At 63.2% G+C, this 19,694-nt stretch carries 18 protein-coding genes; 6 read left to right on the forward strand and 12 right to left on the reverse strand.

Annotated elements, in window-relative coordinates; all coding sequences use genetic code 11:
• Positions 1 to 321 precede the first annotated feature (321 nt).
• The 3 genes from ACVJGD_RS16165 to ACVJGD_RS16175 all read right to left on the reverse strand — a co-directional run bounded on the left by ACVJGD_RS16165 (position 322) and on the right by ACVJGD_RS16175 (position 4,615).
• A complete protein-coding gene (locus ACVJGD_RS16165) occupies positions 322 to 1,314 on the reverse strand; it encodes a Bug family tripartite tricarboxylate transporter substrate binding protein (protein WP_456635266.1) in 993 nt (330 codons plus the stop codon).
• Between the two features lie 458 nt (positions 1,315 to 1,772).
• The gene (locus ACVJGD_RS16170) at positions 1,773 to 3,323 is read right to left on the reverse strand and encodes a 4-hydroxyphenylacetate 3-hydroxylase family protein (RefSeq protein WP_456635267.1); all 1,551 of its coding nucleotides are present in this window, start codon (positions 3,321 to 3,323) and stop codon (positions 1,773 to 1,775) included.
• A 65-nt stretch (positions 3,324 to 3,388) separates the two neighbouring features.
• Entirely contained in the window at positions 3,389 to 4,615 is a 1,227-nt protein-coding gene (locus ACVJGD_RS16175; protein WP_456635268.1) for an ABC transporter substrate-binding protein, read from the reverse strand.
• Between the two features lie 180 nt (positions 4,616 to 4,795).
• On the opposite strand from ACVJGD_RS16175, the gene ACVJGD_RS16180 reads away from it, so the two are divergent.
• Positions 4,796 to 5,836 (forward strand): winged helix-turn-helix transcriptional regulator, encoded by a 1,041-nt coding sequence (locus ACVJGD_RS16180; protein WP_456635269.1) that lies wholly within the window; start codon positions 4,796 to 4,798, stop codon positions 5,834 to 5,836.
• Positions 5,837 to 5,852: 16 nt separating this feature from the next.
• Here ACVJGD_RS16180 and ACVJGD_RS16185 read toward each other — a convergent pair whose 3' ends face one another.
• The 8 genes from ACVJGD_RS16185 to ACVJGD_RS16220 form a co-directional block, all read right to left on the reverse strand.
• Positions 5,853 to 7,394: a class I adenylate-forming enzyme family protein gene (locus ACVJGD_RS16185; protein ID WP_456635270.1), complete on the reverse strand. Its 1,542-nt coding sequence runs from the start codon at positions 7,392 to 7,394 to the stop codon at positions 5,853 to 5,855.
• An 11-nt stretch (positions 7,395 to 7,405) separates the two neighbouring features.
• Positions 7,406 to 8,155: an SDR family NAD(P)-dependent oxidoreductase gene (locus ACVJGD_RS16190; RefSeq protein WP_456635271.1), complete on the reverse strand. Its 750-nt coding sequence runs from the start codon at positions 8,153 to 8,155 to the stop codon at positions 7,406 to 7,408.
• The gene (locus tag ACVJGD_RS16195) at positions 8,148 to 10,550 is read right to left on the reverse strand and encodes a xanthine dehydrogenase family protein molybdopterin-binding subunit (RefSeq protein WP_456635272.1); all 2,403 of its coding nucleotides are present in this window, start codon (positions 10,548 to 10,550) and stop codon (positions 8,148 to 8,150) included. The genes ACVJGD_RS16190 and ACVJGD_RS16195 overlap by 8 nt, the downstream gene beginning before the upstream one ends.
• The gene (locus tag ACVJGD_RS16200; RefSeq protein ID WP_456635273.1) at positions 10,543 to 11,304 is read right to left on the reverse strand and encodes an N-acyl homoserine lactonase family protein; all 762 of its coding nucleotides are present in this window, start codon (positions 11,302 to 11,304) and stop codon (positions 10,543 to 10,545) included. Before ACVJGD_RS16200 ends, ACVJGD_RS16195 begins: the two co-directional genes overlap by 8 nt.
• The gene (locus tag ACVJGD_RS16205; protein WP_456635274.1) at positions 11,301 to 11,783 is read right to left on the reverse strand and encodes a (2Fe-2S)-binding protein; all 483 of its coding nucleotides are present in this window, start codon (positions 11,781 to 11,783) and stop codon (positions 11,301 to 11,303) included. The genes ACVJGD_RS16200 and ACVJGD_RS16205 overlap by 4 nt, the downstream gene beginning before the upstream one ends.
• 4 nt (positions 11,784 to 11,787) lie before the next feature.
• Positions 11,788 to 12,648, reverse strand: coding sequence for an FAD binding domain-containing protein (locus tag ACVJGD_RS16210; protein ID WP_456635275.1), 861 nt, complete (start codon positions 12,646 to 12,648; stop codon positions 11,788 to 11,790).
• Positions 12,649 to 12,685: 37 nt separating this feature from the next.
• A complete protein-coding gene (locus ACVJGD_RS16215; protein ID WP_456635276.1) occupies positions 12,686 to 13,459 on the reverse strand; it encodes an enoyl-CoA hydratase/isomerase family protein in 774 nt (257 codons plus the stop codon).
• A gap of 375 nt (positions 13,460 to 13,834) precedes the next feature.
• Positions 13,835 to 15,004: a patatin-like phospholipase family protein gene (locus tag ACVJGD_RS16220; protein ID WP_456635277.1), complete on the reverse strand. Its 1,170-nt coding sequence runs from the start codon at positions 15,002 to 15,004 to the stop codon at positions 13,835 to 13,837.
• 229 nt (positions 15,005 to 15,233) lie between these two features.
• Here ACVJGD_RS16220 and ACVJGD_RS16225 point away from each other — a divergent pair, with 229 nt between their 5' ends.
• The 3 genes from ACVJGD_RS16225 (at position 15,234) to ACVJGD_RS16235 (ending at position 17,451) form a co-directional block, all read left to right on the forward strand.
• Entirely contained in the window at positions 15,234 to 16,115 is an 882-nt protein-coding gene (locus ACVJGD_RS16225) for a LysR family transcriptional regulator (protein ID WP_456635278.1), read from the forward strand.
• A 159-nt stretch (positions 16,116 to 16,274) separates the two neighbouring features.
• Positions 16,275 to 16,628, forward strand: coding sequence for a hypothetical protein (locus ACVJGD_RS16230; protein WP_456635279.1), 354 nt, complete (start codon positions 16,275 to 16,277; stop codon positions 16,626 to 16,628).
• Positions 16,629 to 16,776: 148 nt separating this feature from the next.
• Positions 16,777 to 17,451, forward strand: a complete 675-nt coding sequence (locus tag ACVJGD_RS16235) for a peroxiredoxin-like family protein (protein ID WP_456635280.1) — start codon at positions 16,777 to 16,779, stop codon at positions 17,449 to 17,451.
• Between the two features lie 6 nt (positions 17,452 to 17,457).
• Here the strand turns inward: ACVJGD_RS16235 and ACVJGD_RS16240 are convergent, their stop codons facing one another.
• Positions 17,458 to 18,462 carry an AraC family transcriptional regulator gene (locus ACVJGD_RS16240; protein WP_456635281.1) on the reverse strand — a complete coding sequence of 335 codons (1,005 nt, stop codon included), beginning with the start codon at positions 18,460 to 18,462 and terminating at the stop codon, positions 17,458 to 17,460.
• Between the two features lie 130 nt (positions 18,463 to 18,592).
• Here ACVJGD_RS16240 and ACVJGD_RS16245 point away from each other — a divergent pair, with 130 nt between their 5' ends.
• On the forward strand, positions 18,593 to 19,129 hold the full coding sequence (locus tag ACVJGD_RS16245) for a carboxymuconolactone decarboxylase family protein (protein WP_456635282.1): 537 nt from the start codon (positions 18,593 to 18,595) through the stop codon (positions 19,127 to 19,129).
• Positions 19,130 to 19,174: 45 nt separating this feature from the next.
• On the forward strand, positions 19,175 to 19,681 hold the full coding sequence (locus ACVJGD_RS16250) for a YkgB family protein (RefSeq protein WP_456635283.1): 507 nt from the start codon (positions 19,175 to 19,177) through the stop codon (positions 19,679 to 19,681).
• Positions 19,682 to 19,694 lie beyond the last annotated feature (13 nt).

Raw genomic sequence — 19,694 nt, forward strand, 5'->3', positions numbered from 1 at the left:
GTAGGTGCGCAATTGAGATATTGACCCCTTTCGGCGTTCAACACTCCGGCTCCGATGCAATTCTGATGACAGGCAACCTCGCCAAGATCGGTTGCCGCACAGTCACGGGTCTTCAATGTCTTCGAAAGAGCGAATGAAGATGTCCTCGGCCGCCTCGAGCTTGCGGCGGACCTTCTCCATGGCGGACGGCAGGACCCAGCCATGGAGAAGGTCCGCCGTTGCGCAAGCCGCCTGGTTTGCGAACCAGTGACTATGGCAGAGTTCTTCGCCGCCTTAGACATCGAGCGACCGATCGGATCAGCGTCGGCCAGCGAAAGGGCTTCACTCCGGCTTGATGCCGGCCGCCTTCATGACCGGCAGCAGCCGCTTTTCCTCGGCATTGCGGAATGCCGTGGCTTCCCCGGGCGAGGTCGGCCAGACCGAAGCGCCGAGATCGGCATATCTTTGCTTCACTGCGGGATCGGCGAGCGCCTTCAGAATCAGCGCGTTGATTTGCGACGCTACGTCCGGCTTCATGTTCGCGGGACCGATCATCGTCGTCCAGGAGGTCATCGCATATCCCGGCAGCACCTCAGCCATCGCGGGTACGTCCGGCAGTTCGGAAATGCGCTTTGTCGCGGTAACCGCAACCGCCTTGATCTGTCCGGACCGTACGCTCGGCAGCGAGCCCGGCAGGTTGTCGAACAGCATGTCGACACGGCCGCCCAAGAGATCTGTCAAGGCAGGACCGGCGCCCTTGTACGGAATATGAACCACCTCGACCCCGGCCATACTATTCATCATCTCGCCGGAGAGATGCAGCGTCGTGCCAAAGCCGGCTGAGGCGTAGGTGTATTTGCGTGGCTCCTTCTTGAAGGCGGCCAGCAATTCCCGGATGTCCGACGAGAACAGGTCTTTTCGGGCGCAGAGGATGTTCGGCAATTGCCACATGCCGCCGATGAAGGTGAAATCATTGACGGGGTGATAGGGAAGTTTTGCGTAAGTGCCGAGCGCCAGCACATTGCTTGCGATGCCGCCGAGGCCGACGGTGTATCCGTCCGGCGCTGATTTGGCGACCGCGTCCGCACCGAGCGAGCCGCCCGCCCCGCCCTTGTTCTCGACCACGAACGACTGCCCGGAGATGTCGCTCATCTTTTGGCAGAGAATGCGCGAAAGCGTGTCAGTGGCGCCGCCAGCCGGAAAGCCGTTGATGTAACGCACCTGGCGGGCAGGCCACGCCTCATGCGCGCTGCCCGCGCGAGGCGCGAGCATTGGTGCGGCGATCGACCCGCCAAGCGCTTTCAGCACGGAACGACGGTTCATACACAGCGGCATGACTTCCCTCCCCGATCGGCTGTTTATGTCGGCGGTCGGGACTGGCGCCGCCTCTCTTTTTGCGAATTGAAGCGGCCGATCCGGGCGATGGTCAACGGCAATTTGCTGGCTGCGGCCAGCCATCACAGTCCGGCGGCCATCCGTTCAAAATGCCGCTGTAATTCCAGGCCCCCGATAGGCGCCGCCATGATCGAATGCATGCAGGACCGTTGATATGCGACGCCAAAGTGCCGCTCAGGTAGGTATCACGGATGTTCGAAGGCAGACTCCGATGGAACCAAATTAGACTCAAATGGAGGCCGAGAATGCCCGTTGGAAAATCATGCTTTTCGAAAGTGTAGACTCAGATCCAACCAGAACCGACAGGTCGTGACGAATCCCGAAAATCCCTTGGGCGCACCGGCCCGCAACCTTCGGAGCCGGACAAACCTGCGTCCAGGGCAGACAGCAGGATTCTTTCAAATGCGGACCGACGCGAATACACGAGCCATGTACGCGGAAACATCGTCCGAGATTTCCGCGCGCGAGGCGTTGGCGACGCCGGCCAGGGCCTTCGCCAACTCCTTCTTGAACTCGATCTGCATCGAGCGGGCGATCTGGATCCGCTGCGCTTGCGGAGATCCCGCCCCGTGCATGGATTCGGTCAGATACCCTACGGCGTTCCTGCCGAGCGTCATGTTTTCCACCAGCCGCAGGATCCGGATCCTGTCTTCGGTCGAGACCTCGGGACGCCCCTTCAGATATTTTTCGATCAGAGGGCCGATCGTCTCATGCCGCAGTTCGCGCTCCGACGGCAGGGTGACCATCAACCCGCCGGCGAGATCCTGCGCCAAGCGGCCGATCTCGTACGGAAAGCGCGTGACGTGGTGCTTGCAGACGTTCGCCAGCATCTCGTCCGGCAGGTAGGCTCCAGACTTCATCTCGATCCCCTGATGGCTCGCGGCGATGCCGGTCCCGTATATCGTCTCGTTGAGATGGGTCATCTCGACCAGCTTGTCGCGAACGTGCGAGGCGCGCTCGACACCGTTGTAGTCCGCGATGGTGGCGGCAGCCCCGATCAGGACGTCGCCAACGCCGGTCTTGCAGACGTAGCTGCGGCGATGATAGCAGGTGAAGCGTTCGACCAGCGTGGAGGCGAACTCGAACTCCCCGTCGAGGAAAACGAGTTCCCGAGGAATGAAGACGTCCTCGAACACGATCATCGCTTCCTGCCCCGAGAAATGCGCGTTGCCGGCGTCGATATCGCCGCCTTCGGCGCTGCGGGTGTCGCAGGATTGCCGGCCGTAGATGTAGGTGATGCCCTCGGCATCGACGGGTATCGCGCCGACGATGGCGTAGTCCTTGTCGGCGGCTTCCAGCCTCATCGTCGGCATCACGATCAGCCAGTGCGAATTCAGGCAACCCGTCTGGTGCGCCTTCGCGCCCGTGACGTAGACCCCTTCGGGAGTACGGCGCGTGACATGGACGAAGAGATCGGGATCCGCCTGCTGCGACGGCGATCTGCCGCGGTCGCCCTTCACGTCGGTCATCGCGCCGCCGATGACCAGGTTGGCGCCCTGCATACGCGCAAGGAACCGCTTGAATCGAACGTGGTAGTCGGTCCCGTACGTCTCGTCCAGATCGTACGTCACCGAATGCAGCGAATTGAGCGCATCCATGCCGACGCAGCGTTGGAAACACGTGCCGGTCAATTGTCCGAGACGGCGCTGCATCTTGTTCTGCATGACGAGATCGCCGGCGCTCGCCGAGATATGCAGGAAACGGTTCACACGACCGCCGGTGAGCGGCGAGATGGCGGAAGCCAGTTCGTGATCCTCGTTGGCGAGATCATAGGTCCGAGCGACCGCGTTGATCGAAGGCCTGATGATGGGATGGTCGACCGGCTCTTCGACCGGTTCGCCCATCAGATAGACCTTCAGCTTCCGCCCCCTCAGGCTCTCGATGTACTCGGCGCCGGACCCGATCGGATTCTGCGACCGGGCCGGACCGGCGGCGACTTCCTGATCCATCACGATCCCTCCATCGGAGCGGGCCCACGATGGGATCGCATCGGAGCCCGCATCATTGACCTGCTTCAGCCCTTCTTCACCAATGGGCAGACGCTGTCCTTGAGTGGACGGAACGCCTGATCGCCCGGGATCACCTCGCGCAGCTTGTAGAAGTCCCAGTCGCCCTTTGATTCCGACGGCTTCTTCACCTCATACACATACATGTCGTGGACCATCCGTCCATCCTCGCGGATTCGGCCATTCTTGGCGAAGAAGTCATTGATCGGCATCTCGCGCATCTTGGCCATCACGGCGAGCGCTTCGTCGGTGCCAGCCGCCTCGATTGCCTTCAAGTAATGGATGGTCGACGAATAGTCGCCGGCATCACCCATGTGCGGCATTCGCTTCATGCGTTCGTAGAAGCGTTTGGACCATGCGCGCGTCTCGTCGTCGCGGTCCCAATAGAAGGCATCCGTCAGGATAAGACCCTGCGCCGCCGAAAGTCCGAGGCTCTTGACGTCGGTAATCCAGACCAGCAGTCCGGCGAGCGTCTGACCGCCCTTCGGAATGCCGAACTCCTGGGCCGACTTGATCGAGTTCACCAGGACGCTGCCCGATCCAGCCAGTGCGACGACCTTGGCTTTCGATGCCTGAGCTTGCAGCAGGAAGGAAGATTGATCGAATGTTTCGACCGGATACCTGGTCGACCCGACAATTTCGCCCCCCAGGCCTTTGACGACCGCAGCAGTATCAGCCTCCAATGCGTGCCCGAATGCGTAATCTGCCGTGAGAAAATACCAGCTCTTCTCGCCAGCGTGCATCAGAGCGCTGCCTGTGCCGCGAGCAAGTGCATAGGTATCGTAAGCATAATGTATGCTGTTCGGTGTGCAGGAATCGTTAGTGAGACGCGAGGCGCCCGAACCGTTGATGATGGCGATCCGGTTCTTCTCCTTCGCGAGTTGCGAAACGCCGAGCGCGATCGAGGAGTTGATGAGGTTCGCGACCAGGTCGACGTGGTCGACGTCGAACCATTTGCGCGCCAGGCCGGACGCGGTGTCCGGCTTGTTCTGGTGATCGGCGACGAGAACTTCGATCGGTTTTCCCAACACTTTGCCGCCGAAGTCCTCGACGGCCATCTTCACTGCGGTGACTGCTCCTTCGCCGGATTCATGCGAAAACTGTCCGGACATGTCCGTCAGCACGCCGATCTTCACGACGTTGTCCGAGATCGCCGCGCGCTGGGCGCCGGCGCTGCCGTTGACCATCAAGATCGCCGCCGACGCGACCAGGACGCATCCTATTCTCCGCTTCATGACCTTCCTCCCCAGGGCTTCGTATGCTTGCCGACTTGTGATTTTATTACTAGCATAACTAGACTTATGTCGCATGCATAACTAGACTTATATTTCGGGCGAGTCAACCGTGCGGTTGTGGTACAGGTGCGCAACTTTCATGGCCGTCGTCGCGGCGGCCGCGTGAATGGACAGCCCGGAATGCCCGTTGCCGCCAAGATCCAGACAACAAAGGCCTCGACGAAACCGAGGTCGCCGGCGCCCGCTGTGCGGACGAATGTCGGAAGGACCGAGCGCAACTGCTCGGTCGCGCGCACGCTGGACATCGTGTCCGACGCGTGGGCGTTCCTGATCATCCGCGAAGCGTTCTTTGGAACACAGACGTTCGAAGGCTTCCGCTCGGCGCTGGGCATCCCGCGGGCCACGCTCACCGATCGGCTGAGGAAGCTGACCCAGCTCGCCATCTTCCGCCAGGTCGCGCCCGGATCCTCTCAGCGTAAGGAGTACCGCCTGACGAAGATGGGCTTCGATCTCTATCCGAGCTTCATCGCTCTCATGCAGTTCGGCGATCGTTGGCTGTCCAAGGGCAAGCCGCCTCCGCTGACGCTGATCCACACCAACTGCGGTTGCGACAGCCACCCCATCGTCACCTGTTCCCATTGCGGCGAAGGTGTCGGCGCCAGGGAGGTAAAGTACCGTGACGGACCCGGTGCCGGACGCTGTCCCACCAAGCCCGGACGCAACACCAGGCGGGCTTCCGACGGAAGCCGGTTCATGCTTGGCCGCCCGAGTTCGGTTTCACGCGCCCTGGAGATCATTGGCGACAAGTGGAGCTTCATGGTCGTCCGCGAGGGATTCTTCGGCAACCGTCGCTATGACAAGATCCTGACCGAGCTCGCAATCGCACCGAATATCCTGACTGACCGGCTCAACCGCCTTGTCGCCAGCGGCGTGCTCCATCGCAGGCAGTACCAGAGCTCTCCCGATCGGTACGAATATCTTCTCACCGATATGGGACTGGACCTCTACGGTCCCTTCATCGCGATGCTGCGATGGGGCGACCGCTGGCTTTCCAAGGGTAAACCACCGCTGATACTCACCCATCTCAAGTGCGGACACGATTTCCAGCCGTCGGTGGACTGCGATCGTTGCAGACAGCCGATCGTCGCCGCGGACATGCGATATCGGCTCACATACGATCCCAAATCGTTCGGTGCCTTGGGGCCGCGATCGGTCGAATGAACGCCATGATTCCCGCTCACCCCCGGTTCAACGCTTCGACCAGCTTGAAACGCATGATCTTCCCGGAACCGGTCCTTGGAATTTCGTCGACGAGATGAATCGCCTCGGGAATCTTGTAGGCCGACAGGTGCGCCCTGCAATGATCCATCAGCGCAGGAATGTCGCAGTCACGTTCCTTCGCAACGACGAAGAGGCAAGGCACCTCTCCCAGGGTTGCGTGCTTCACGCCAACGACGGCGCAGTCCTTGACCTGGGGATGCCGGACGACGACGTCCTCGATCTCAGCGGGCGCGATGTTCTGGCCGCCGCGGATGATCAGTTCCTTGATCCGGCCCGTAATGGTCAGGTAGCCCGCCGGGTCCGACTTCGCGAGATCGCCGGTGTGGTACCAGCCCTTGCGAAGCGCGGACGCAGTCTCCGCCGGCTTGTTGTGATAGCCCTGCATCAGGTTCGGACCACGGACGATCAACTCGCCTTCCTCGCCGATCGGGACGTCCACGATGGAAGACGGATCGACGATGCGCACCGCGAGGCCGGGCAAGGGTAGCCCGCACGACCCCATCGGCCGCGCGCCATGCAGCCAGTTCATCGTCACCATGGTGGAGGTTTCGGTGATACCGTATCCGTCAAGCAACCGCGCCTCGAAGCGCTCCTCGAACGCTCTGTTCAGAGTCGCCGGCATGATGGCGCCGGCGGAGATGCAAAGGCGGACCGCGCCGAGGCGCTCGACGCCGCTCTCCTGGGCGCGATGCAGAAGATAGTGGAACATCGTCGGTACGCCGGGGAGCACCGAATACTTCCCCGTCTGCAGCAGATCGAGCACCTGCTGCGGCGAGAACTTCTCCATGATGTGCTCGCTCGCGCCGACGGCAAGCACGCCGAGCACGGAGAGATTGAGGCCATAGGAGTGGAACAACGGTAGCGGCGAGAGGACGACGTCTTTCTCCGTCAATTCCGCGATCGGCGCCCAGCACGACGCGGCGATCCATAGCATGCCGCGCAGCGACAGCAAGACGCCTTTCGCGCGGCCGGTCGTCCCGGACGTGTAGATGATAAAGGAAGAACGATCGATGTCGTCAGGATCGGACGGCGATGCGCGACCGCCGTCCGCGAGAGCCTGCAGCGTGACGCCCACCCTTTCCGCGTTCGGGCCTGCGAAGATCGAAACCGGTTCGATGGAGGCATCGCGGCAGATCTTGTCGGTCAGCCCCTTCCTGGCGGCCGTCGTGACGACGAATCCGCAGCCGGCATCCGTCAGACGATAGCTGATCTCGCCTTCCGCCGCATCATAGCTGATGGGCACCACGACCGCGCCGGCGCGCAGCGCGGCGAAGCATGCTTCAATCCAATCGACGCCGTTCGGCAGGTAAATCGCGATCTTGTCGCCGTCGCGCAGACCGGCTTTCGTCAGGTTGGCCGCAATCGAAGCGGTCCGCCCGGCGAGCTCCGCGTAGGTGACGGACCGCGACGAATCCCAATAGGCCACCTGGTTCGGTCGCTGTCTTGCGTGACGCTCGAGCAGCGTCGCGACGGGCGCGATCAGATCGACGTGAAGCATGCCTCCCTCCCCTAGACCATACTGTATCCGCCGTTGATGCTGATCACCTGGCCGGTGATCCAGCTTCCGGCGTCGGACGCGAGCAAGGTGACCAGGGGCGCGACGTCGGACGGCAATCCGAGACGGCGGATGGCGTAGGCCTTGACGAGTTTCTCACGGTTCGCGTCAACCCAGGTCTTGTCGTGGGCGGTCTCGATCAGGCCGAGCGAGATCGAGTTGGCGGTCACCCCCGATCGCCCCCATTCGCGCGCCAGCGACTTCATCAGCGCAATCGTGCCCGCGCGCGCCGCGGCCGCGAGCGCCAGGCCGGATTCGCCGACCCTGGAGGAGTCGCCCATGATCGAGATGATCCGTCCGCGGCCCGACGCCTCGAGCAGCGGGCCGGCGCTGTGGGAACAGTTCAGCGCGCCATAGAGACAGGTGTCGATCTGCTTCTTCCAGTCCTCGGGCGTGCTCTCGCTGAACCGCTTGCGGAAGACCAGGCCAGCGTTGTTGACCAGGATGTCAAGGCCCCCGAAATCGCTCTTGATGTCCGCGATCATCTTCTTGACGATATCGGCATCGGCGATGTCGGCCTGGTAGGCCTTCGCCTTGCCGCCGGCCTTTTCGATCTCGGCGACCACCGCTTCCGCCTCGGCCTTCGAACTGTGATAGTTGACGGCGACGCTCGCCCCATGTGCCGCCAGCATCTTCGAGATGGCCGCGCCCACGTCCCGTCCGCCTCCCGTCACCAGGGCAACGCGTCCTTTCAAGTCATTCATCTGCTTTTCCTTTTGCTTTGACTTTCGCTTGTTCCATCAGCCTGAAAATGCGTTCCGGCGTCATCGGGAGGATCGAGACACCGACACCCAAGGGCGACAGAGCATCGGCGATCGCGTTTGCGATGGCAGCCGGCGCGCCGATCGTGCCGCCCTCGCCCATGCCCCGAAAGCCGCCCGCAGCAGCCGACTCGCTCTCGACATGGACGACGTCCATGAGCGGCACTTCCGGCGCGGAGGGGATCATGTAGTCGACGAGGCTCGCGGTCAGGAGTTGGCCGTCCTCGTCGTAGATGAGCTCTTCCAGCAGGGCGGCGCCGACGCCTTGCGCCACGCCGCCGTGGACTTGGCCATCGACGATCATCGGGTTGATGATGCGGCCGCAGTCTTCCGCGACGACGAATTTCAGGATCCGCACGAAGCACGTCGCCGGATCGACCTCCACCGCGGCGATGTGGGTGGCGGCCGCGGTTGTTCCGTTGATCGGATCGTAGGTGTAGGTGGCACTCAACTCCTCGCGCGCCTCGACCGGCAACGTCTTCATGTCGGAGTAGACGGCCTTGGCGATCTGCTTGAAGGTCACCGCGCGATCGGTGCCGAGCACGAGAGCCTTGCCCTCGGCAACCTCGATGTCGTCCGCATTGGTTTCGAGGAGATGCGAGGCGACGCGCTTGATCTTCTCCTGCAGGATCTTCGAGGCGTGCTTCGCCGCGCCGCCGCCGAGCACCGCGCTGCGGCTCGCGTAGGTCCCGGTCGACATCGGCACTTCGTCGCTGTCGCCCTGGATGACGCGGACGTCCTCGAACCGGGCCCCGAGATCGTCGGCGACGATTTGGGCCAATGTCGTCTCGAGGCCTTGGCCATGAGAAGCAACGCCGAACGCCGCAGTGATCGCCCCCGTCGAGTCGATCGCGATCTTCGCCGTTTCGGAGCCGGTATTGATCGGCATTCCCGGCGCCACCGCGATCCTCGAACCGATGCCGGTCAGCTCGGCGTAGGACGCGATGCCGATTCCGAACAGCCGCCCCTGCCTGCGCGCTTCGGCCTGCTGCTTCCGAAGTTGGTCGTAGCCGGCCGCTTCGGCGGCAGCATCGAGGCACTCGATGAAGCCGGTCTTGTCCCAGATGATGCCGGACGCGATCCGGTACGGAAACTCCTCGGCCCGGACCAGATTCCGACGCCTGATCTCGAGAGGATCAATACCGAGCGCCGCGGCTCCGAGGTCCATCAGACGCTCGGCGACGAAGGTCGAGATCGGCCGGCCGACACCGCGGTACGGGCCGGTCGGTGGCTTGCAGGTCGCGACTCCTCGCACGGCGCCCCTGTAGGACCCGATCTTATAGGGCCCCGGAAGGAAGCTGACGACCTGGACGGGTTCCAGACCGCAGGTCCAGGGATAGATCGAGAATGCGCCCACGTCTCCGATCACGTCCGCCTGCAGCGAAGTCGCGATGCCGTTCACATCGAACCCCATCTCCGCATCAACGATCTCGGCGAAGGCCTGGCTGCTGCTGCTCACGTCCTCGAGTCGGTCCGCCGTCCACTTGACCGACCGACGAAGTTTCCGCGCGGTGATGCAGATCAGAAGCTCCTCGGGATAGAGCGAGCCCTTCGAGCCGAAGCTTCCGCCCACGTCGGGTGCAACCACCCGCAGCCGGTGGCCCGGGAGACCCAACGATTCCGAGATGGCGTCACGGACGATGCCAGGAATGTTCGACGAGGTATAAAGCGTGAGGGCGTCCCGGCGCCTCTCGTACTCCGCGGCATAGCTGCGCGGCTCCATCGCGAGCGGCGCCTTGCGCGTCATTTCGAAACGGCCGCCCACCCTGACCGCCGCAGCCTTCAGGTCGGCGGTGACGTCCCCCTTCTTGAATTCTCGCGCGATCAGGACGTTGGTGCCCGCCTCTTCATGCAGAAGCGGCGCGCCATCGGCGACGGCCGATTCCGCACGCGAAATCGCGCCGAGAGGTTCGTAGTCGATTTCGATCAGCTCGAGCGCATCCTCAGCGAGATACCGCGAAGTGGCGACGACGGCGACGACGGGCTCGCCGACATAGCGGACCTTCTTGGAGGCGAGAGGCACAATAGGCGTCGCATAGTAGTTCGGCATCCGCGAGAACGGAATCACCGGCTTGAAGTCGTCGGCGATATCCTCCGCGGTGAGCACAGCGACCACGCCCGGCGCTTCCCGCGCCGCGGCGGTGTCGATCCGTTCGATGCGCGCGTGGGGCTGGCCACTGCGCAGGAACGCGAGATGAAGCGGCCGGTCAGGTTTGCGATCGGCGGTGTATTCGCCGTTGCCGGTAAGAAGACGCGGGTCCTCGGTGCGCTTGATGGGCGCGCCGACGTTCCGCGGCCGCAGCACGTCGGAGGGATTCGCGCTCCGATCCTTACTCATAGCCGTCCGATCCCCTGCGCAGGCCTTGCCATTGCTGATCGTCGTGGCCGCAGATGATGGTGGCGCCCCCCTTCTCGATCCGACGGATCTCCTCGAAGGTCCTCAACTGCTGATCGACGTTCCAGGTGTTGCGTGGCGCTGTGTCGGCATCGAGGTTCTGCCGCAGGCTGACCGAGTCTGACGCGAGCAGAAACCGGCCGTCGCGATCCAGACTGACGAGCGCGCCGAGCGTCCCCGGCGTGTGGCCAGGCAGCGGCACCAGCACGACGCTGGAATCGCCGAACAGATCCTTCTCTCCGTTCACCGCCTCGATCGGCTGTCCGTAGTCCCAATCGGCCTTGAGATAGCCGGCCGCTTCCGCACCGGGCGCCTTTGCGGCTTCGATTTCCTTCGCGTGGGCCAGGATCGTCGCCTTCCTGAAGAACTCGTTGCAGCCGCAATGGTCGGGATGGAAGTGCGAGTTCACGACGATGTCGATGTCGTCGGGTCCAAGCCCCGTGCACGCAAGGCTCGGCAACAGGGTCTCGTCGGCACTCATCAGTGGCTTCATGACCTTGGCGAGCGGGCCCCAGCGGTCGTCGGCCTTGTCGACCACGGAAGGATGACATCCGGTATCGAACAGCACGTTGCCCTGCTTGTGCCGGATCAGCGCGCTGCTGACGGGAAGGTCGATCGTTTCGCTGCGGTCGGCACCGGGCACGTAGATGCTCTTCTTCATGCGAAGGCGACCCGCGGCGAGGAAGTTGAGTTTCATGACGCATTCTCCGTGCGCTTGGCGGCGGCGCTTCTGATCGCCGCGACGATGTTCTGGTATCCGGTGCAACGGCAGAGATTGCCGGAGAGCCCCTCACGGATGTCTTCGTCGGTCGCGAGCGGATACTTCCGGAGCAGATCTTCGCCAGTCATCAGCATGCCGGGCGTGCAGAAGCCGCACTGCAGCCCGTGGTGCTCGCGGAACTGCGCCTGCAGCAAATTGAGCTCTTCCGGCGATCCCAGCCCTTCGACCGTGATGATCTCGGCCCCGTCGGCCTGGACGGCGAGCATGAGACACGAGCGCACGCTGTCGCCATTCACCAGGACGGTGCAGGCGCCGCAAACGCCGTGCTCGCAGCCGACATGCGTCCCCGTCAATCCGAGTCTGTCGCGCAGAAAGTCGGACAGAAGCAGACGCGGCTCGACGTCCGCTACGTGGTAGGCCTCACCGTTCACGGTCACCGACAGTTTCGTTGTCATCGGATCAGCCCTTCATCGCCAACGCGGTCTGCAACGCGCGCTTGGCCAACTGCGCCAGCAGATGCCTGCGGTACTCGGCCGAGGCATGAAGGTCGTCGTTCGGAGAGACTTGGGACACGACGATCTCCGAGAAGCGATCGGGGGTCTGGTCGTCGAGCCGCATCGCGAGGAGCTCCTCCTCCGCCTTCCTGAGCCGCAGCGGCGTATCAGCCACCCCCATCACCGCGACGCGCGCAGCTTCCAGTCCGGAAGGCCCACGGCGGATCGAGACGGCGATGCTCGCGAGCGCGAAGTCGCCGAAGCGGCGCGCGACTTCCTCGAACGCCCAACCGTCCTGCTTCAGGATCGGAAACTCGATCTCCACCACGATCTCTTCGGGCATCAGACAATTCGTCAGCGCGTCGACGAAGAATTCCTCCGGGGCAATTGTCCGGCGGCCCGCCGGGCCCTGGACCGAGATTCCGGCTTCGTAGAAGCTCGCGAGCATCGGGAGTTCGGCCGCGGGATCCGCGTGGGAGAGACTGCCCCCGATGGTACCTCGATTGCGGATCGCAAGGTGGGCGACATGGCGCATCGCTGCCGACATCACAGGCAGCCTCGAGGCGATCAACGGCGAATGCTCGAGCTCGCGATGGCGCGTCAGCGCCCCGATGGCGATGCGGTCGCCCCGGTCCTCGATGTACGACAATCCCTTGATGCCGTTGAGATCGACGAGTACGGCTGGCCGCGCCATTCGGAAGTTCAGGAGCGGCAATAGGCTTTGACCGCCGGCCAACACTTTCCCTTCGCCGTTCGCCGAGATGAGCGCTTCGACGGCGGCGTCCACCGTCGACGGCAAAACGTAGTCGAATTTGGCAGGCTTCATCGGTCGCCCTCCAAAGCTGGTCCCTTCCCTGTCCGGCCTATTCGCCGCGAAACTGCGGCAACCGCTTCTCTGCGAAGGCTCGTCGGCCTTCCTTGAAGTCCTCACTGTCGGAGGCCGCATCGATGAGCCCCTGCGCAGCCGCCAGATCGAGCGCGCCGGGTCCCATCGAAAGACCGTTCAGCATGTACTTGGCGCCGGCGATCGACAGAGGCGCATTGGCCGCCAACCGCTGCAGGAACTTCTCGGCAGCGAGGCCTGCGTCTTCGTGCAGCTCGTCGATCAACCCCATCGACATCGCCCGCTCGGCCGGAAAGCGGTCCGCCGAGTAGAGAATCCGCTTTGCGTTCGACACTCCCGCAAGCGCCAGCAGGCGCTGCACGCTATGCACGCCGTACACGATCGACAGCCTCGCCGAAGGAATGCCGATCGTTGCAGTCTGATCGCCGAAGCGGAAATCGCACGCCAGAGCGAGATGACAACCGCCCCCGAGGCAATAGCCGGAGATCGCAGCCACGACCGGTTTCCCAAGCGCGGCGATCGCACCCGAACAGGCGTCGACCGCGAATTCATAGGCAGCGCTCTGATGCCTGTCGTCTCTGATCTTCTCGAATTCCGAAATATCTGCGCCGACGGAAAAGTCCTTACCCGCGCCCCGGAGGACGACGCCGCGCACATCGCGATCGCCGGCGAAGCGTGAGAATATCCCGGCCATTTCGCGCCACATCGCGAGCGTCACGGCATTCTTTACGGAGGGCCGGTTCAGAATGACATGGACGATGCCGTCGCGCCGCTCGATGCGAATTTCCTCCAACGTAACCCTCTCCGGCGCCCAGCCCGCACTTTTGGGGATTCTCCGACGAACAGCCGGCATCCGCTTGTTACTTGCATAAGTAGACTAATTCATTCGACCGCGTCAAGTTGCGAAGATGATCTGATGCCTTTTCATGCAAGTGTATGATCGATCGGCTGGAATCGCTGGGCCTGCTTGCTGCGGCCGTTGCAAGAGGTTGCTACCGGAACTCTCGACGGTGAGTGTGCGTCGGGGCTCACACTTGTGACCTCTCGGGCAAGAGCGGCGGCGCTCGACGCTTCAGCAGCACGTAGCCAAGCGCCGCACGCCAACGCGACCGCACCGGCAAAGTGCCGGCACGGAATGGCGGGCTGGCGAGCCCGCAGCCTCGACAATTCATTCGGCGGCAAGCGCCCTGTACTCTTCGGGATCGTGGAGGATCACTCCCGAGAGTGGATCGAACTGGCCAGTCCAAGGCTCGCGCGCGAGCACGGCCTTGGTATGGGCGTAGCCCGCTTCCCAGCGCTGTCTGATCCCTGCCGGGCTGAAGTCGACGTCCTTCGTGTGGTCTTCGTGCGACACCTGCGGCGCCAGCAGCTGCACCACGTGCATGCGCGTCTCGCAGCCATAGCTCATCAGCTCCTTGACGTCTCGCTTGGTGCGTTCGGATTCCGGCAGTCGTGCCGCGAGTTCGTTGATGACGTGGCGCAATCGATGCGTCTGCTGGTGTCGCGTGATCTGGCTTGCGATGCGGCTGGAATATTGGACGTCCTTGTGGCGGTTGAGAACCTCCGCCATCGTGCCTGGCTCGGCGCCAACTGGATTCCAGAGGTGGACGGTGAAGATGAGCGAGTCCCTGCGCGGATTGTCGTCCAGGACAACCTCGGTGGGCGTGTTGGAGAGGATGCCGCCGTCCCAGTACAGCTCGCCGTCGACGCGCACCGCGGGGAATGCCGGCGGCAGCGCGCCAGACGCCATGATGTGCTTCACGTCGAGCTTGCAGCGGCCGCTGTCGAAATACGTCATCTGGCTGGTGCGCACGTGCGCGGCTCCGACCGTGAGCCGCAACTTTCCTCTGTTGATCAGATCGAAGTCGACGAGTTCGGAGAGAGTGGCCTCAAGCGGCGCCGTCGAGTAGTAGCCGGCGTGGTCTGCGCCCAACGGATAGAAATCGCCGGCATGGGCGAGCGGATTGGGCGTGAAGAAGTTTGGTATGCCGTGAGCGAGGGTCGTCCAGTACGCCCATTTGCTACCGAACCCCGGCAATGCGCCATGCAGGTCCCACTGGTAAGTACGTTGGACTCTGCTCCAGAATTCGCGCAATCGTGGCACACGATCCTGCGGAGCGTTCCCAGCGATCAGGCTGGCATTGATCGCTCCGATTGACGTACCGACGATCCAGTCCGGCTCGATGGCAGCCTCTTGCAGTGCCTGGTACACGCCCGCCTGGTAGGATCCCAATGCGCCGCCGCCCTGTAGCACGAGTACGACCTGGCCCGGCAGGCCGGCCCGGTCCAGCGCGCGGCGCTGTGGGATAGGCGACGTATGTCCGATCGGTTGCTCCATTCGAGACCATCCTGGTTCCGCTTGTTGGCATGCGCTTGCCGCGGCCCATTCAATGTCCTGGCGCGGCGCTGTCAACTACCGAAGGACCGGCGTCGCGGTCGGGTATTCATGGGCGCTCATCGCTTTCTCGCCTTTGCCGGCAGCCGCTCGGCTGTCTGGAGAGATGGCCAATTCTCGCCCGGCATGGCAGACAGACGAAGCGATATCGCTTATTCCCGCGGAGAATAGGATGGACCGTCTGGCTTCAATGGAGACGTTCGTGCGGGTCGTCGAAACCGGCTCCTTCTCCGGAGCGGCCCGGCAGCTTCGGGTGGGACAACCGGCGGTCTCGAAGTCGGTGGCGCAGCTCGAGGAGTATCTCGGGGTCAAATTGCTGACGCGCTCGACCCGCGGCCTTACCCCGACGGAGGCCGGGCTTGGCTATCTCGAGCGTGCCAGGCGCGCCCTTGAGGAGGCGGCCGAGGCCGAGATCGCCGCGCGGGGAGCCGGCGCGGGACTCAAGGGGCGATTGCGGATTTGCGCTGCCGTCACCTTCGCGCGGATACATCTCGTTCCGTTACTGCCGAAATTCCTGGCGCAGCATCCCGAGCTGGACCTGGAGGTCGTTCTGGACGACCGTCAGATCGACCTCGTCCAGGAGGGCATCGACGTGGCTCTCCGGATGGGAAAGATGATGGACTCAACGCTGACCGTTCGCCGTATCGCGAGGTGCAAGCGCCTCGTGCTGGGCACGCCGGCCTACTTCGATCGCGCGGGCACGCCCTCGACCCCGAGTGAGCTGAGCAAACATCAGGCCGTCGTCTATCTCCAGGGCGAAGGCAGCATTTGGTCGTTTCGGCGCGAAAGTTCCGAACTGGCTGTCACCGTTCAAAGCAGATTGCGCGTGACCGCTGCGGAAGGCGTGAGAGCGGCGGTGCTCGCCGATGCGGGACTGACCATTGCGTCGGAGTGGATGTTCAGCCCTGAACTACGATCGGGCGCCGTGCGTGCAGTCCTGTCGGAATGGAGTCTTCCGGCCGTCGACCTGTGGGCCGTACTTCCCGCCGGGCGTGCCGCAACGGCCAAGGCGCGAGCATTCGTGGATTTCTTCGAACGCGCATTCAACGCGTGATGAAGGAAACCCGCCGTTGCGGTGATGAGAGCCGGCCACCGCCGATGAGACGAGCGAGCATGTCTTCGATCCTGAGCGGCATTCTGCGCTCGGGCTGAACGAGTACGGTGACACGCAACGGAGCCGCTCATCCCGAGCCTCCAGCCAAGGAGTGTCGCCATGTCCCGCATCTCGATCCTCAAGCGCTCAATCCGTACGGCTGCCGCCGCCATTGTCTTTGTCGGCCTGCTTTCGCCGGCTCATGCGAACCAGCCCGATGCTGTCGGCGCCGTTTCCGATCTCCAGATCCGCGCAACTGCAGATCACGCCGACGGCAGGCAAACGAATTCGGCTGTTGCACGGAACCGGTCGCTCGCGCTGACCTCGCGCCGGCCCTGGCTTGCGCCGGTCGGCCATCGGCAACCGCGCCAGGCCGACGTTCCCCAGTCGGAAGTCGTGTCGGCATGGGAACGCCAGCAACGGCAATTCGACCAGGAGCTGGATCGCAGGCTGATCATATGCCGCGGGTGCTGACCATCCGCGCGCTTATTCCCAACAGGAATAACCTGTAGTCCAACACCCCGGCTACCCGGCACGACGGTCTCCTTTACCTTCCTGGGCGTGACTTTAACGAAACGGGCGGCACCGCCGTCCTCCACGCACAAGACCAAGGAGAACCGTCATGTCGCTTCAAGCCAAGCTCGACGCTTTCAAAGCTGATTTCGAAGCCGGAAAGCCGCCCTACAGCGTTCCTCGCTCCGTCATCGAGATCATGCACCGCGCCACCGCAGAACTGATCGGGTCAGGTGCCGCCCAGCGCGCCAAGAAGGCAGGCGACGTCGCTCCTTCCTTCTCACTGAAGGATCCCGAGGGCAACGTGGTCAACTCGGCGGATATCGTTAGGCGCGGCCCGTTGGTGCTGAGCTTCTACCGCGGCGTCTGGTGCCCGTACTGCAACATGGAGCTGCAGGCCCTCGAAGCTGCCAAGACGGAGTTCGATAAATACGGCGCCTCGCTCGTCGCGATCTCGCCGCAGACCGCCCCGAACAGCCGCAAGTCGGTACGACAGAACAAGCTGTCTTTCCCGATCCTCTCGGATGTGAAGGGCAAGATCGGTGAGGCCTTCGGACTGCGCTTCAATCTGCCCGATTACCTGGTCGAAATCTACAAGCAGCTGAAGAACGATCTGCCGACGTTCAACGACGATCCGAGCTGGACGCTGCCGATGCCGGCCCGCTACGTCATCGGTCAGGACGGCGTGATTCTCTATTCCGAAGTGAACCCCGACTACACCCGCCGGCCCGAGCCTGAAGACATGATCCCGGTGCTTCAGCGCGCGGCTGCCGTCAAGGCTTGAAGCCCATCAGAGCTTCCCAGCATCAGCCATTGTCGAATTGGTATCGGCGGGGACCGCCGGCCTTGCGAAGACATCTCGGCCAGACGGTTCCTGCATCTTGCGCCATTGCGCCGGCGTGACGCCCATGTGGCTTTTGAAGGCGCGCTGGAACGCCGCTTCGGATTGATATCCGACTGCTTCCGCCACCGCACCGGTCGAAAGCGACGATTTCCTCAGTTCGTTCGCGGCGAGCGTCATCCGGATGTCGGTCAAAAGATCGCTCGCCGATCTTCCCAGCTTCTCCTGGAATTGCCGCGCGAGCGTGGCGCGCGACATGTTGCACAGGCGCGCGAGATCGGGCAGCGACCATGCGCGCGCCGGCTCGTTGAACAGAGCGGCCACAGCGGGTGCCAGGCGAGGATGACCGGCCAGGGCGAGGAGGCCGCGCGGCACATCTTCGGTCTCGCTGGCGAGGCGCAGCACGAGCGCGAACATCGCCGTTGAGAGCGCGTTGAGCATTGCGCGGCCGCCAAGCTGACCGTCCGCCGATTCGCTGCGCATCATAGCGACGAGACCTGCGACCTGCGCGCCGGTGTCCCGTTGTCCCTCTTGAGCGCCGCCTCGCACGACCAGGCGCGGCGGGAGATAACTGCGCAAGAGCCGATCGTGCGGGGGCGCGATCGCGAAATGTCCGCAGAGCAGATCGAGCCGCTCGCCTTTTCCGGCATTCTCACTGATCACGAGATTGAGCTCCTGGCGATTTCGCGCCGGCTTCGGCCGCGCGCCGCTGCCGTCGCGCATCACATGGCGCGGATTGCCCGGAAGCAGCAGGATATCGCCGGTCTTAAGGTGAAGCGGCCGCCCGCCCGCCGGATCTTCCAAGAGCGCCGAGCCGCTGACGACCGCGTGATATGGGATTTCATTCACTTCGCCCGGTCCTTGAACGATGCGCCATGGCGCGCCGTAGGAGCAGCGCAGGTCGAGCCGCCCGCGCACCGGCATCATTTCGAACAGCCGACTGAGCCAATCCATGGCGACCTCCTGAACGCAAGCAAATGAGACGAACGAGCATATAGTTGGGATATACGGACATTCAAAGCTTCAATCCGCGAGCCTACCGTCACTCCGCAATCGTTCATCAACCCAACGATGGAGTGTCACCATGTCTCGTCTCTCAGTCCCGAACCTCGAAACTGTCGTCGGCCCGTCGGGCCAGATCTATGCCCAGATCAAGAAGGCGATCGGGAGCGTGCCGAACACCTTCGCGGCTATTGCCGCCCATGGTCCCGCCGCGCTGAAGGCGGTCCTCGCCGCAGATGCCGTGCTCGCTACGGGCAGCCTGACCAAGCGTGATCAGGAGGTCATCAAGCTTGTCATCAGCGCTGCTGGCGGCTGCGACTACTGCGTCGCCGCCCACAGTCACCTCGCCGGGCTCGCCGGCGTGAAGCCGGAGGTGCTGAAGCAGATCCGCGCGGGCCAGCCCACCGGTGACGCCAAGCGCGATGCGCTGGTCCGCTTCGTCCGCAACCTCGCGCAGTCCAGCGGCACCGTCAGCGACGAGGATTTCGCTGCGATCAGGGCCGCCGGCTACAGCGACGCGCAATTGGTGGAGATCAGCCTGGCCTTTGCGACCACCGTCTTCACCAACGTCTTCAACCGCATCAACGACACCGAGATCGATTTTCCGGCGGCCGCGTGAAGCAACCCTGTGTCGGCCAGATTCGAATATGAAAGGATCACGACCATGACTACGATTACCAACACCACCAACAGGCCGATCGTCCGCGCGCTGGAGAGGTCCGGCCTGCTTGCGGAGGACCTCGACTACCACGTCGTCCGCGCCTCCATGGTGATCATGTTCTTCTTCTTCGGATACCAGAAGTGGTTTCCGTATGAGTTCGAGCGACTGGTCCCGTTCATCAGCAACGGGCCGCTGATCTGGTGGCTCTATCCCGTGTTCGGCCACGCCGGCGCCAGCTATTTCCTGGGCGTCTCGGAGTGGACCATCGGATCCCTGCTCCTTGCGGGCTTCTGGGACAAGCGGCTCGGCGTCCTTGGCGCCCTCGGTTCGACCGGCACGTTCATCGCGACCGTCACTATCATTCCGTTCATGCCGGACGGATGGGACGTCGCCGCCGGAGGTTTCCCTGCGATGACGGGCAACGTGCCCTTCCTGATGAAGGACGTCGTTCTGCTCGCCGTCTCGCTCTATCTGCTGAGGCAAGATGTGGTTCGGCTGATCCGGCAATGAAGTCACGTATCCG

This window comes from Bradyrhizobium sp. USDA 10063 (genome assembly GCF_054063735.1).